We start from the raw sequence: 13530 nt of genomic DNA, 5'->3' as shown, positions 1-13530 counted from the left end.
CGTAGCTGCACTTGTGAAAGTGCGGAAGGGTGGCGTGGCCCTGTGGGGTGGGCAGCGGGTCACATGGGTGGCAAGCTGCCTGAACGCGTTCTGACGAACGCATCCACGACTGACTCTCACTGGCCGCGCAACGGAAGCTCGTAGCTGCACTTGTGAAAGTGCGGAAGGGTGGCGTGGCCCTGTGGGGTGGGCAGCGGGTCACATGGGTGGCAAGCTGCCTGAACGCGTTCTGATGAACGCATCCACGACTGATACCTCGTTGCCGCCTCTTCTCGCTCACCCAATTCTCTCATTGCCGGGAATTTCTTCCAGCGGTATGAAAGGGGGCGTCGGGGGCTGGAGTTTTGCCCATGTCTTCAGGATGCACTGCCCATCTGCCATGAAATCCAATGCCTCTTCATTCCTCACTTCAATCGTTTGTGGCCTGGCGTTGGCAAGTTGCATCGGCCTGCAGAGTCCCAGTGGTCAGGGGCCGCAATGGGCGGCTCGCATGAAGGCCAACTCTGGAGCGCGGAAAGCACAGCAGGCTCAAGCACAGGCAGGTGTCGTGCCTGGCCAGGTTGCCCTAGGGCCCGATGGGGTGCCGCTGCCCGGTCAGCCTGCCTTGCCTCCCGGAGCAGCCGGAGGCGGAGCCTACGTGGCGCAGACGGGTGCCACTCAGGACTCCGGCGGTTCGGGTTTCTTTGGGAATCTCAACAACGGAGACGCACCGGGCATTCCACAGCGCCCCAAGTATGATCAAGGCTCGCGCCGTGCGCCCATCACCGAGAGTTCGACGACCTTGCTGAGGCAGGATGTGGCTCCGATGGACCCCGTGCATTTCGACAAGAAAACAGGCTACCCGATTCGACAGATGGAAACGGGGTACGAAACCCTGCCCTTGCCCCGCGATGGGGCTCCGGTGGGTGCCCAGAGGCCGGCATCCGCCATTGCGCCCGTACCCGTGCAGCCTATGCCCATGGACCCCGCGGATATCAAGACGGGGACCCGGAGCAGCACCTTCGGCAGAGTACGCAGCCCGTATCCACCGTATTTGGAACTGGATTCTGGGGGAGTCCTCCCTGGCTCTCTGGCAAGAGATCCTGCTACGGGCAAGGTTTTCCGGATTCCTTAGAAACTCACAGAGGTGGGAGAACGCGATCCTCTGGTAGATTGAGTTATTTTCGATCTGCTGCGTCCAATCACTCAACCATGGATTTTCCCCCTCTGCGACGTCTAAAACTTTCCAGCCTGTCTGTCCTGCTTCTCGTGACAGCGGCAGGCTGCGTCTATGACCCCTACGACTACGGATATGATGAACCGCCATCCTACATGGTGGAACCGGGGCCGGAAGGGGGGCCTCCGCCCAGTCGCTACAATCAGCGGCAGCGGCAAGGCCCTGGCCGCTACTATGACGAAGGCTACCAGTATGGCGACCGTTATGAGCATTCCCCCCGGAGCAATCGCAGGAGAGACAACTACTACAACTACGGTCCACGTGGACCTCATCACGGCGGGAGGAACGAGTATCTCCGTGACGAGCGTGATGAAGAGTTGGATGATGAGCACAGCGCGCGGGAAGAAGATCGCCAGAGTGCTGCTGATGAAACCCAGGAACGGACTCCGACAGAGCCCCAACCTCAGCCTCAGCCCAGGCTGAGGGATGACGTCGTGCCCTCAGGTCCTAAGCCGGACACGGGTACGCCCAAGACGGACCCCAAGGACATCAAAACGGCCACCCGCGCCAAAACTGCCGGCCGCGTAAAGAGTCCCTATCCACCCTACACCGAGCTGGACGTCTCGGGTCTCAATCCCGGCTCTCTGGCCAAGGATCCCACGAATGGGAAGGTGTTCAGGATTCCGTGAAGGGGGGTAAGAGTTATGGGTTATGGGTTACGGGATCTTCTCCTGTCGCATAACGTCTAACATCTAACTCTTAACCCTACTTCCAAATCATCCCCCACAGTCGCTTCACGGCTCCGGGTTCCATTTCCGTGAACTGTTGCCACTCCACCCGGGCTTCGGGATGCGCGGGTTGCAGGCGGATGCCCCAGAGTGGGCGGATGTCGTCTGGCAGTGAAGCGTAGCGGAGGTCACCCAGTACTTGCGGGTGCTGGGGATGCACGCCTACCCAGTCATCGGAGAAATGGAAGAACCGCTGGATGTCCGAAGCCTGGGCTGAGTCTGCCGACAAACCGAAGGCGTCCGCAGCTTCGGCCGGGGTGGCAAAGGCCGCGTAGTGGGGGGGCGAAGAGTTCAGGATCTCCGATGCGCCAAGGCCACAACGAACGGCCATGACCCGCACACCCTCGGGATCCCGGATCAACGCCCTCCAGACGATGATGTTTGCGATCGAGGGCTTGACCGTGATCTGCACAGGGGCTGGGGAGGGAGAGTCGGACTGGGCCAGCCATTGATGCACCGCCGTCGTTGCGCGGTGATGCTGCATGATCGCCAGCCCCAAGTAGCAACCTACGCAGGCCAGGGCCAGGGCGGCGTACTTCCGGGCGTTTCTTTTCCCTGTGAGTGCTAGAGCTGTCAGCACCAGCAGCGGGAGTGTCAGCAGGGGATCCACCACCGCCACCCAGTCGAGCGAGACACGGGCATCTGAAAAGGGCCACCACACCCGGGTGCCATAGCTGGTCCAGAGATCACAAAAAATATGGCTTAGTCCTGCCAACCATGCAGGGAACAGGAGCGGGATCAGGGAGATACGGCGACGGGCGATCACTCGATAGATCAACCAGGCGATGCCTGCCGCCAGCGCGGCGATCACGGGTGAAAATGCCAGACTGTGCGTGAAGTGCCGGTGGTACTCGATGAAAAAGAGCGGGTCGGCGGCATTGCGCAGAAAGACATCCGTATCCGGCAGGAGCCCCGCTGCCAGGCCGGCCAAGGCCGCTTGGCCCCGCGGGGTGCCGTGACGTGCCACCAACAGGGCGGTGGAGATGCCAAGAAAAGAGTGGGTCAGGGGATCCATGAAGCAGGCTGGGGGATTTACGCAGGCAAAAAACCAGGGACACGAAATGTCTGGGAGGAGATTACGCCTTTGCGATTGGTGAAGTCCGAGATTTTGCGCTGGAGTGCCACCAGCGCCTGGGTGTCACACGATCTTCAGGCAACCCCGCATGTCCCTGAAGATGAAACGGTCGGATCTTGATCACCCCGCTCCATGTGGTAGAATTCAGTCATTCGCCCCAGGACATCCCGGGCATTGCATGTCCCCCCTCATCATGCATCTCCGATCAGGCAGCCAAGCCCTCCGCCGTTGGAGTGGTGCTACCATGGCTGTGGGGGTGGGGTTGTTGGCACTCCACCCGGGCCTATCGGCATCTGAGCTCCCAGCATCTGCGGGGGCGATGGCATCTTCCGCAACCTCTCCGCCTCTCTCCCTCCTGCCTCCGGAGGCTTCTGTATCTCCTCCTGCCGTCTCTCTGGTGCCACCCTCGCCGCCCGTTGCACCGCTCACGCCGTTTGAGCGCAACCTCCAGCGTGTGTTTGCCAACGACAATGAGGCGGACATACGGGTGGTCTTTGGCTACGATAATTCGGCAGACATCCGCCATGTGAATGACCCCTTTCGTGCGGAGCATTTCATGGACTATCTGAAGAAGGCTGGCTACAAGCCGGTGGAGCCAACTGAGGAGAAGCGTGAGCAACTGGGGGTGACGATTGAAGCGCGAAACCTGCGTTTGTTTGAGGGTGTCGGCACCAATGGACGCCGGCTCAACATCGCTGTGATCTGGAGCGCCCGGACCACCAGCTTTGCCCGTAACATAGGGGCCGAGTATCTGGAGCAGGTGAAGTGCAGCGAGGAAGCGCTGAAGTTCATGCAAAAGGCGGCCTCAGAGGCAGAGGTCATGCTCTACGTGGGCCACTCCCGCGAAGGCGGAGGCCCGGATACCTTTCCGCCCGAGATCAAGCCGGATGGGGGGAAGTACCTTCACCGGGTGGACTACACCCCGTACCGGAACACACGCCCCGGTCTGGCCTCGCTATCCTCCGCTCTTGCCAAGTCCAAGGCCAAACCCTACATCGTGAGCTGGGCTTCGTGTAAATCAGATGTGCATTTCTCCGGGTGGTTTCGCAAGGTGTTGGGGCAAAAAGAGCAGGACACGAGCCTGATCTTGTCCACTAGGTTCACGACCTTCCACCCGTGGATCGCGGAGATCGCCGACAACGATGAGGGCCTTATGGCCACCGTGTGCCTGCTGGAAGCTTTCCAGTTTAATCCCTCGCAGGAGGCCTTCGAGCGGCGATTGAAGTTGTGTGAAATTGAAGCCGAACGCATCCCTGGCAAGCCGGCGTGGCGCGTCAGTTCCGTGCCGGGGACTGCCACGGTGCCACCGATTGCTGCCCCTACGACGGTGGCAGAGAAATAACATTCGGAGTGCGCTCACGCCAGCGGCTTGAAAATACAAAGGGATGAAACAAACACCCGGCCCTGCGGCTGGTCAGAGACTTTATGAAAACCATTGTTGCACTCGTGGACTTCTCGGATCTGACATTCAAGATCCTCAAGCAGGCACACAAACTGGCGCATGCCTTTGGCAGCCACGTCATCGTGGTGCATGTCGTCCCCAAAGAATCAACGGTGGTGGGAATCGGGGTGGCCTCCCCGACCCTCTTGCGGGAACCGACGGACGAGGAAATAGCGACGGACCGGGAGAAGCTTGATTCGCTGGGCGAGTCGCTCACCAAGTTCGGTGTGCAGACGACCACCAAGCAACTGCGTGGAGCCACGGTGGAGTCCATTGTGGCGGAGGCCGTGCAGCATGACGCTGATCTCATCCTGATGGGCACCCACGGGCATGGGGCGCTGTATAACTTTCTGGTGGGCACTGCCACCACAGAGGTGCTGAAGCATGCGCCCTGTCCCGTGCTCATCGTCCCCTCCACGGCCAGAGATGCCTAGGGCATTCATGGGTTTTTGTGCGCCCCGCTGACCGTCAGCGCATGGGTTCCATTTTTGATCCCGTTCGATTGATGATCCGGACCTATTGCCAGTCGGATGTCGTCTCGCCAGTTCAGACTGTGGCTTTCTCAGTGGGTCCAAGGAGGCGCTTCTGTTTCTCGTCAGTCAGCGGGGCCGAACGCTAGGTGGCCCTGACTTCCCTCTCGTGAATCTGACCGGCCTGTATGGGAAAGGGCAGCACCCACTCGTTGAGGGAGTCGATGTTGCTATGCCTGATTTTCACCCCACCCACCGCCGCCGGGAGTTTCCATGATGGTGCGATCGCCCGGTTGGACGGTGAAGGTGGCGCTGGAGGGGAGAACCTCGGGTGCTCTGCCATCAGCGGGCACCAGAGTTTGACGACCGCAGGATCCCGATTCGCCTCCTCGCTGTCCATAGGGTGCCGTCACCCGGTGCTGGGTGAGCACAGATACGGTGAGGGGTTCGAGGAACTCAAACTCCCGCACGACGCCGTCTCCACCGGAGTGAATGCCGTGGCCGCCAGAGCCGATCCGGATGGCAAACTGATGAAGCCGTACGGGGTAGCGGCGCTCAATCACCTCCACATCGGTGATGGCGGTGTTGGTCATGTGACTGTGCAGGGCGCTGCCACCTGCGTGGCCCTCTGAAGCTCCGGTGCCGCCGCAGAGGGTTTCATAGTAGCCGAAGCGGGTGTTTCCAAAGAGGAAGTTGTTCATGGTGCCCTGGCTGCAGGCTTGCACGCCTAGAGCCTTCAGGAGCGTGTCCACCACACGCTGGCTGACCTCCGTGTTGCCTCCCACCACGGCTGGCGGTGGGCCATCACTGAAGTTGGGATTGAGGAAACTTCCCTCCGGCAGGATCATTTCCACATCTTCCAGCAGGCCTTCATTGAGCGGCAGATCCTCCTGCAGCACGAGTCTCAGGACATAAAGCACGGCGCTGCTGACAATGGCGGGTGTGGCATTCAGATTGCCTGGATGCTGTGACCCTGAGCCGCTGAAGTCCAGCCGGAGCCTGCCATCCACCTGAGCTAGTCTGACGCGGATGAGGCGTCCGTCATCGAGCGGTTCCTCTGCCTCACCCGCGGGGATGCGGTCCAGGAAGGCCCGCATGATACGGCTCGACTGGTCCAGGATGAACTGCATCTGCTGCGGCAGGACGCTAGGGGCTGCGCCGTCAGGAATCAGGCCCAGCAGACGCTCTGCCCCAAGCAGATTGGCAGCCAGTTGGGCCTGCAAGTCGGCAAGGTTGTCTTCCACGGAGCGAGTCGGATGGGGCGCGGTCATGAGCAGACTGCGGATCTCCTCCCACAGAACCTCTCCGTCCCGCCGGAGGTGCTGGGGGAAGATGACCACCCCTTCCTCGGGAAGCGTGCGGGCATTGGCAGGCATGGAGCCCGGGGACAGCCCGCCAATTTCCGCATGGTGGGCGCGGTTGGCCACAAAGCCGAGGAGGTTCGAGGAGGTGTCGAACACCGGGGTGATGAGGGTCACGTCTGGCAGGTGCGAGCCACCGAATGCGGGGTGATTCGTGATGATGGTGTCCCCAGGTTGCACCGGGCAGACCTTCAGCACCTCCCGCACGCAGACGCCCAGGGCTCCCAGATGGACGGGGATATGGGGAGCGCTGACCACGAGACGACCCTCAGGTGAAAGCAGGGCACAGGAATAGTCGAGCCGCTCCCGGATGTTCGTGGACAGGGCAGTGCGTCGCAGCAGGGCTCCCATATCCTCCACGATGCTGGTGAAGCGATGTCTGAATAGGTCCGAGGGAACAGATGCTGAGATGCTTTCTTTCGAGGCCACCTCCCGCGTGAGCACCCAGCCCAGCGCGGGATGATCCTGAGCTGTCCAACCGGGGGCCACCAGCAGGGTGCTGAAGGCGTCCTGCACCAGCGTCGGACCCGTCACGGGTGCAGGCAGGGCGGCACGGTCTGACAGCCTGGCGGGAGAGGGGGCGGCGCTCGTGGCAATCACGCGCAGGCTGACCAGCTCCACCGGCTTGGTGGAAGGAGGGGCGTAACCAAAGAGATGGGTGTACTTGGCGGCGAAGTCTCGTGCGAGGTTTGAGGAGTCCACAAACTCAATCTGCAGCGGGGTGTCCTGGCCTCTCACGCGCAGTTCTGCCAGTTGGCGCATCGTGGCACCCTGGCCGCCATCCGGCAGTGCGGACCGGGCTCCTGAGGCAAGCCCGGCCAGCAGATCGGGCAGGGAACCGGCCATGTCTTCCAGTGGTTGAAGCACTTGTTTTTCCGCGAACTTTTCTGGCAGGGCTTCCTGCAGACCCACGGCGCTCAGAATTCCGGCGTGGTGCGGTGCCAGCACGGTGGTCATGCCCAGGCGCGCTGCGACGTCGCAGGCGTGTTGGGGGCCGGCACCACCAAAGGCGAGCAGCGCATATTCCGCCGGATCATACCCTTCCAGCACAGAAATCTTCCGGATCGCATCCGCCATGCGCTCAGTGGCGAGCGCCAGCAACTGGAGCAGCAATTCCTCCCGGTTGACCGGGGCGTGCCCCTGGGCGTTGGTGGCGGCCAGCAGCTCCTGGAGCCGGGCCTCCGCAGCCTCCAGACTGAGGGGAATGGGCGCGCGGGCGGGATCAAATCGCCCCAGCAGCAGATTCACATCCGTGATGGCCAGGGGGCCTCCTTTGCCATAGCAGGCGGGGCCGGGATCAGATCCCGCACTTTGTGGGCCCACCGCCAGTCCTTGCGGAGTGAGATGGCAGATGGATCCGCCGCCAGCGGCGACGGTCTCTATGGCAACGCTGGGGCTCAGCAAGGTGATGCCGCCCACAGTCTGGCTAAAGCGGTAAGCCACCGCACCGTCCAGTCGCGCCACATCGGTGCTGGTGCCACCCATGTCGAAGGTGATGATGCGGGAGTAGCCCAACCTCTGGGCAGCATGCAATGCCCCAAGTGCGCCAGCGGCGGGGCCGCTCAGCAACAGGTCCTTTGGCTGAATGGTGGCGGAGGGCTCCAGGGCTGCCGCACTCGTCATGAGGGACAGAGGTACGGTGTCGTGTCCCTCTGCGATGGGTGTTGCCACATCGCGAATGAACTGCTCGACGGGTCCGGTCAGGTAGGCATTGGCCACCGCGCTCTGGGCCCGCGGCAGGATGCGGATGAAGGGGGCGAGGCGGCTGCTCAGGGAGACATGTTGGAAACCGCACTCCCGCAGGATCTTTTCCACCGCCAGTTCATGGGCAGGCTGGATGTCACTGTGCAGCAGGCTGACAGCGGCCGTGACCAATCCTGATTCCACCAGTCCCAGGGCATGCGCTCTTAGTGCTGCTTCGTCGAGACCTGCGATCACGGAGCCATCGGCCGCCAGGCGCTCGCTTACTTCACACACCGCCGCATAGTGCACCTCCCTCGGGGCATGATGCAGGGCAAAGAGATGGGGCCGGCGCTGGTCGCCGATACGCAGGAGATCCGCGAACCCCTGAGTCACAAAAAATGCCACCGGCGTTCCCTTGCGCTCCAGGAGGGCATTGGTGGCACGTGTTGTGGCCAGCCTGAATTGCAGCGGTGGGAACGCCTGTCCCAGGGGCGTTCCGGTCAGGAGCCTCGCCCCCACTACCGGAGCGGCCTCGCCAGAGGTGAGTTCCACCAGAGTCCCCGGCAGGACCGGATGTGGTGTTTCATAGAACTCAAGGTGCAGTCGTCCCTTGTTGACACGGGAGTGCCGGATGTTGCTGCCATCTCCTGCGCCGGAGGCAGAGCGCAGAGTCCACCCGTTGAAGAAACCGTTCTGCATCTGCCATGTCTGCGCCAGCACCGCGCCCTGCTCATCCCACCCCTGCACCCTGGCGCGCAGGATGCCGGAGGACAGGACTTTCACCCGACGCTCCTCACCGGCGGGTGTGAGAGCATGGCAGTCCGTGAATGTCCCGCCGGTGTCGGCGGCTATCTTCCAGATGAGGGGCAGGGGCACGGTAGAGGGTGGGCAAAAAGTTTTGTATTTCGCGGGAATACCGGGAGGGGCTGAGCCCTCACATCTCCGACTACCCGCGGATGCGGTGCTGGTCAATGAGCCAAAGCAGATCCTCAAACCCGCCAACGAAACCAACTCAAAAATCAAACATCGCATGAGCACGAAACATATGATCGCCGGTGCCGCCATTGCAGGCATTCTCTCCGGGGCCTATGCCTCCCAATCTGTGAGCGCCAAATCTGCCGACGCCGGCACCGCCATCCTCAAGATGGCCGACAAGGGCCAGCATGCATGCAAGGGGCACAATGAGTGCAAGGGCCAGGGTGGTTGCAAGTCTGGAGACAACGGCTGCAAGGGCAAGAACAGCTGCAAGGGCAAAGGTGGGTGCAACACCATGCCGAAAAAGTAGGGGAGGATTCGGGTTTCCAGTTCAAGTGTTCAGCCGGGAAGCCGCATGAATGCTGAAAACTGAAGCTTGAATGAGGGAATCCGGAACTCCTGGGACCTGATGTCCGGCAGCCTTTAGACGTAGGCTGCCGGACGCTGGAGGAAGGACTCGGTTTCAGTTTCAAGTTTTTAGCGGGGCAGTCGGAATCGCCTCTGAATCTTGAAACGGAAAGACCAGGAACTGAAGGCCTGCTGTCCGGCGGCCCAGGCGCGATTCTCGCCGGGTACTGAAAATTGAAGACTCGAAATTGAAAACTGCCACCTTCCATGCCTGCGAACCCTTTTAACGGACACACCGACTACGGTATCGGCATTGGTCTGCGAGTCCCGCACTACCGGCACATTCTGGAGCAGAAGCCAGTGGTGGACTGGTTTGAGATCATATCCGAAAACTTCATGGTGGACGGGGGGCGACCTCTGGAGGTGCTGGACCAGTTATTGGAGCAGTACCGGGTCGTGCAGCACGGTGTTTCCATGTACCTGGGGAACGCGGACCCGTTGGATCGTGATCACCTCACCCGGCTCAAGCGTCTGGTGAAACGCACGAACACCCCCTGGCTTTCTGACCACCTTTGCTGGGGAAGTGTGAACGGGCGCTGTTCCCATGACCTCCTGCCCATGCCTTACACGCTGGCGGTCGCCCGCCATACCGCAGAGAAGATACGGCAGGCCAGCGATTTCCTGGAGGTGCCCATCTGTGTGGAGAATGTGAGCAGCTACGCTGAATTCCGCCAGAATGAGATGACGGAATGGGAGTTCCTGACGGAGGTGGTGGAGGGTGCCGACTGCGGCATGTTGCTGGACGTAAACAACATCTATGTGTCGTCCCAGAACCACGGGTTCGATCCCATGGATTATCTGCGGGGGGTGCCGTTGCATCGCGTGGGCCAGATCCACATTGCCGGGCACTCAAAGTACGAGAACCTCATCCTGGATACCCATGACCAGCCGGTGCCTGACCCGGTGTGGGCACTCTATGCGGCGGCCATCCAGAGCTGTGGCAACACTGCGACGCTTCTAGAGTGGGATGACCGCATCCCGAGTTTTGAAGAGGTTCACCAAGAGGCGCTCAAGGCCAATCAATTCCTCCACGATCATGCCGAGACCACCGTTTGATCCGAGCCCCCCGTCCGCCCTGTGCCCGGCCCGGATCGACTCCGTGGCGTCCTGGAGGCAGTTGCAGTTGGTGATGAGTGAGGCCCTGTTTCGCCCGCTCACGCGCCATGACGGCATGCAGCCACGCTGGACGGATGGGAGGCCCGCATGCGAAGTGGTGGACCAGTTCATCATTCCCAACGATCGAATGAGCGCCTTCGAGAGGCTGGAGGTGTACAACCGCCAGTATTGGTACCGTCTTTTGGACTGTTTGTACGATGACTATCCCGGGTTGCGGGTTCTCCTGGGCGAGAGGCGTTTTCACAGGCTGTGTCGTGAGTATCTGGCTGCCTGCCCCAGTGGCTCCTGGACGCTAAGGAATCTTGGCCGCCGGTTTGCGGAGTACCTTGAAGCTCACCCGCTGAAAGGGCGGGGCGTGCAGGCCAGGGCTTTGGATCTGGCCCGCACTGAGTGGGCTCAGACCTTGGCATTTGATGAGGGCGAACTTCCTCCCGTTCGAGGGGATGACCTCCTCGGTGCGGATGCTGCGACACTCCGCTTCAGGCTCCAGCCACACCTTGTGCTGCTGGAGTTGGGGCATGCGGTGGACCGGTACATGGACCTGGTTCGCATGCAGGATGCGGGATTGCGCGGAGCGGCGAGTCATGCCGTCGCGGATCGTGCTGGGAGGCCCGTCGTCACTGGTCGGCGGCCCGCTTTGCGAAGAGAGCATGTGTGGCTGGCAGTTCACCGGTACGAGAACACGATCTATTTCAAGCGCCTGGATCTGGAAGCCTTCCGGCTGCTTGCAGCGCTCCGCGATGGGCGGACGCTGTCCGAGGCGCTCGAACTGGCTCTGGCGGATGCGGACCCGCATCTGGATTGGGGCGGACGGATCCGGGGGATGTTCGAGACCTGGGCCGCCTTGGGCTGGCTGTGTCACCATCCAGGGACTGATGTTCCGTCTTCGTAGAGACCCTTCCTATTCACAAACACACCACCATGAAATTCCGCGAAACTTGGGCTTATCTACAGTCAGAGCTGGATCGGGTTGCCGCCTTTCTGACGGATCCCTTTTTATGCGCCATCCGTCTCTACTGGGGCTGGCAGTTTTTCCTCACTGGGAAGGGTAAGCTGTCCAACCTGGAGGCGACGTCGGAGTTCTTTGCCTCCTTGGGATTGCCGGCAGCCACGGCCCAGGCCACGTTGGCTGGGGCTACGGAGTGTTTCGGCGGCTTGTTGCTGTTGGTGGGGCTCGCTTCGCGGTTGGTGTCAGTGCCTCTGATAGCGACGATGGTTGTAGCCTACCTTGCGGCGCACCGCGAGGTCGTGGTGGGCATCTGGCAGGACAGTGATGCCTTCGTGTCGGCACCGCCATTTTTGTTTCTCCTTGCTAGTATCATCGTCTTCGTCTTCGGGCCCGGCCGCTGGTCTGTGGACGGGCTGTTGCAATCCCGCCGGCGGAAAGTGGTGGCATGATGATGAGTGCAAAGCTGGCAGACTGGAGCCATGGGGGGGATCTTGTGATGTGGAGGGAGGATCGAGAACCGGAGATCCTGATTGACCGGGCAGGCTGCCACGCCTTAGCTGTGGCGGTGGGGGAGGTGACGCCAAGTTTTGAGCAAATCGTGGATGCGCACTATGCGCCGCTCCATCGTTTTGCATTGAGCATGTGCCATCAGCATGCCACGGCGCTGGACCTCGTGCAGCACACCTTCCTGCAATGGGCCCGCAAAGGGGATGCCTTGCGGGACAGATCCAAGATCAAGACATGGCTCTTCACCACGCTGTATCGGGAGTGGCTGGGCGTGGCCCGCAAAGCTCAGCGTCATGAAGCGGTGGAGTTTGACCCCGAACTTCACGGTGAGGTCCTGGAGGACGCCAGTGATCCTCCGGTGGTGGACAGTGTGGCGCTGCAGAGCGCCCTGGAACAACTGGATGCCACCTACCGGGCCCCAGTGGTGCTGTTCTACTTGAAGGAGCTTTCCTACAAGGAGATAGCAGATATTCTGGACGTTCCCATAGGCACCGTCATGTCGCGACTTTCCCGGGGCAAGTCCGCGCTCCGCAGGATCCTCCAACGCTACAACGACGTACCCCGTGAAGGGAGGGCTGCGTGAGCGGCCCTGATGCTGGCATGACTGATGCGATGTTGATCCCAATGAATCCATGACCCCTGAAGAAGCCAGGTTGAACCTCGATGCCACGACGCTGCGTCCGCATGACACCGCGGAGGAGGCCCGCGCCTTGGCCGCGGTGGATTCCGAGCTGGGGAAGTGGGCGGAGGGGCGGCGACATTTCGACGAACAGGTCGCCTCTGCCATGTCCGCTCTGCCCGTGCCAGATGATCTGCGTGCAAAGCTGCTGGCGCTTGAGCACCAGGAGGCACCCAAGGCCCCCCCGGCACGCCGACGCTTGGATGTCTGGTTGACCACCATCGCCGCCATGGCCGTGGTGGCGGTGGGCACGGTGGTTTTGTGGAATGACCTCGGTGGCAGCCGTTCCATGCCCGACTGGCAGAAGCAGTCATTCGCCCTCGTGCGGCAGATCGACTCTGGTGCGATGCGGCTGGATCATTTTTCCAGCAACCTCGATGAAATTCGGAGCATGCTGACGAAGAACGAGCGTCCGGTGCCGACCAGTCTTCCCAGGGGTGTGGAGGCCATGCGCAGCCTGGGGTGCAAAACGGTCCATCTGGGGCCGCGGGAAATGACCGTGGTGTGCTTTGAAATCATCCCCGGCAAGGAGGCCCACCTGGTGGTGGTGGACAATTCCCGCGGCGATCTGCCTGGAGCGCCCCCGCTGCGGCGTCCGGAGTTCATGCAGAAGGATGGCTGGAACGTGGCGCGCTGGAGTGACGGTGGGCAGTGTTATTTCATCGCAACCAGGGCGCCGCGCAATGCGCTGGAGAAGCTGTTCGCCCTGCTTTTGATGTGAATGAGATGGCTGCGACTGAGCGGTGCTGAAGAGGCTGCTCGGGGATGCATTTGGGAGAATGCGTCAGTGTCAGAGCTGCTGGACCGGAGAGGGGCGCGAGACGATGACGCGTGGCGGGGACGAAGGACGCACCGCGTTTTTACAAACGCAGCCACGACTGATCGGTGCCGTAGAGGTTGCTCGTGGATGCATTCGTGAGCA

The 13530-nt window shown here is 61.4% G+C and carries 12 protein-coding genes; 10 read left to right on the top strand and 2 right to left on the bottom strand.

Annotated elements, in window-relative coordinates; all coding sequences use genetic code 11:
- Positions 1-379 precede the first annotated feature (379 nt).
- Both VSP_RS20750 and VSP_RS20745 read left to right on the top strand, forming a co-directional pair.
- Positions 380-1114 (top strand): hypothetical protein, encoded by a 735-nt coding sequence (locus VSP_RS20750; protein ID WP_029190619.1) that lies wholly within the window; start codon positions 380-382, stop codon positions 1112-1114.
- 77 nt (positions 1115-1191) lie between these two features.
- Entirely contained in the window at positions 1192-1845 is a 654-nt protein-coding gene (locus VSP_RS20745; RefSeq protein WP_009963094.1) for a hypothetical protein, read from the top strand.
- A 76-nt stretch (positions 1846-1921) separates the two neighbouring features.
- Here VSP_RS20745 and VSP_RS20740 read toward each other — a convergent pair whose 3' ends face one another.
- On the bottom strand, positions 1922-2959 hold the full coding sequence (locus VSP_RS20740) for a metal-dependent hydrolase (protein WP_009963093.1): 1038 nt from the start codon (positions 2957-2959) through the stop codon (positions 1922-1924).
- A gap of 379 nt (positions 2960-3338) precedes the next feature.
- On the opposite strand from VSP_RS20740, the gene VSP_RS20735 reads away from it, so the two are divergent.
- Together VSP_RS20735 and VSP_RS20730 are read left to right on the top strand one after the other, a co-directional pair.
- The gene (locus VSP_RS20735) at positions 3339-4361 is read left to right on the top strand and encodes a hypothetical protein (protein ID WP_009963092.1); all 1023 of its coding nucleotides are present in this window, start codon (positions 3339-3341) and stop codon (positions 4359-4361) included.
- An 83-nt stretch (positions 4362-4444) separates the two neighbouring features.
- Positions 4445-4894: a universal stress protein gene (locus tag VSP_RS20730; protein ID WP_009963091.1), complete on the top strand. Its 450-nt coding sequence runs from the start codon at positions 4445-4447 to the stop codon at positions 4892-4894.
- Positions 4895-5160: 266 nt separating this feature from the next.
- Here the strand turns inward: VSP_RS20730 and VSP_RS20725 are convergent, their stop codons facing one another.
- A complete protein-coding gene (locus tag VSP_RS20725; RefSeq protein ID WP_009963090.1) occupies positions 5161-8850 on the bottom strand; it encodes a hydantoinase B/oxoprolinase family protein in 3690 nt (1229 codons plus the stop codon).
- Between the two features lie 154 nt (positions 8851-9004).
- On the opposite strand from VSP_RS20725, the gene VSP_RS20720 reads away from it, so the two are divergent.
- The 6 genes from VSP_RS20720 to VSP_RS20695 all read left to right on the top strand — a co-directional run bounded on the left by VSP_RS20720 (position 9005) and on the right by VSP_RS20695 (position 13329).
- Complete coding sequence (locus VSP_RS20720) at positions 9005-9259, top strand: hypothetical protein (protein ID WP_198141204.1); 255 nt, start codon at positions 9005-9007, stop codon at positions 9257-9259.
- A gap of 305 nt (positions 9260-9564) precedes the next feature.
- Positions 9565-10413 (top strand): MNIO family bufferin maturase, encoded by an 849-nt coding sequence (gene bufB / locus VSP_RS20715; protein WP_009963088.1) that lies wholly within the window; start codon positions 9565-9567, stop codon positions 10411-10413.
- Positions 10394-11365 (top strand): HvfC/BufC N-terminal domain-containing protein, encoded by a 972-nt coding sequence (locus tag VSP_RS20710; RefSeq protein WP_009963087.1) that lies wholly within the window; start codon positions 10394-10396, stop codon positions 11363-11365. The genes bufB and VSP_RS20710 overlap by 20 nt, the downstream gene beginning before the upstream one ends.
- A gap of 29 nt (positions 11366-11394) precedes the next feature.
- The gene (locus VSP_RS20705; protein ID WP_009963086.1) at positions 11395-11871 is read left to right on the top strand and encodes a DoxX family protein; all 477 of its coding nucleotides are present in this window, start codon (positions 11395-11397) and stop codon (positions 11869-11871) included.
- Positions 11868-12512 (top strand): RNA polymerase sigma factor, encoded by a 645-nt coding sequence (locus VSP_RS20700; protein ID WP_009963085.1) that lies wholly within the window; start codon positions 11868-11870, stop codon positions 12510-12512. The genes VSP_RS20705 and VSP_RS20700 overlap by 4 nt, the downstream gene beginning before the upstream one ends.
- Before the next feature lie 49 nt (positions 12513-12561).
- Entirely contained in the window at positions 12562-13329 is a 768-nt protein-coding gene (locus VSP_RS20695) for a DUF3379 family protein (RefSeq protein ID WP_009963084.1), read from the top strand.
- The last annotated feature ends 201 nt before the right edge of the window (positions 13330-13530 follow it).

Origin of the sequence: Verrucomicrobium spinosum DSM 4136 = JCM 18804, from assembly GCF_000172155.1 — a bacterium.
Classification (GTDB): domain Bacteria; phylum Verrucomicrobiota; class Verrucomicrobiia; order Verrucomicrobiales; family Verrucomicrobiaceae; genus Verrucomicrobium; species Verrucomicrobium spinosum.
This window is presented reverse-complemented; position numbering and strand designations above follow the sequence as displayed.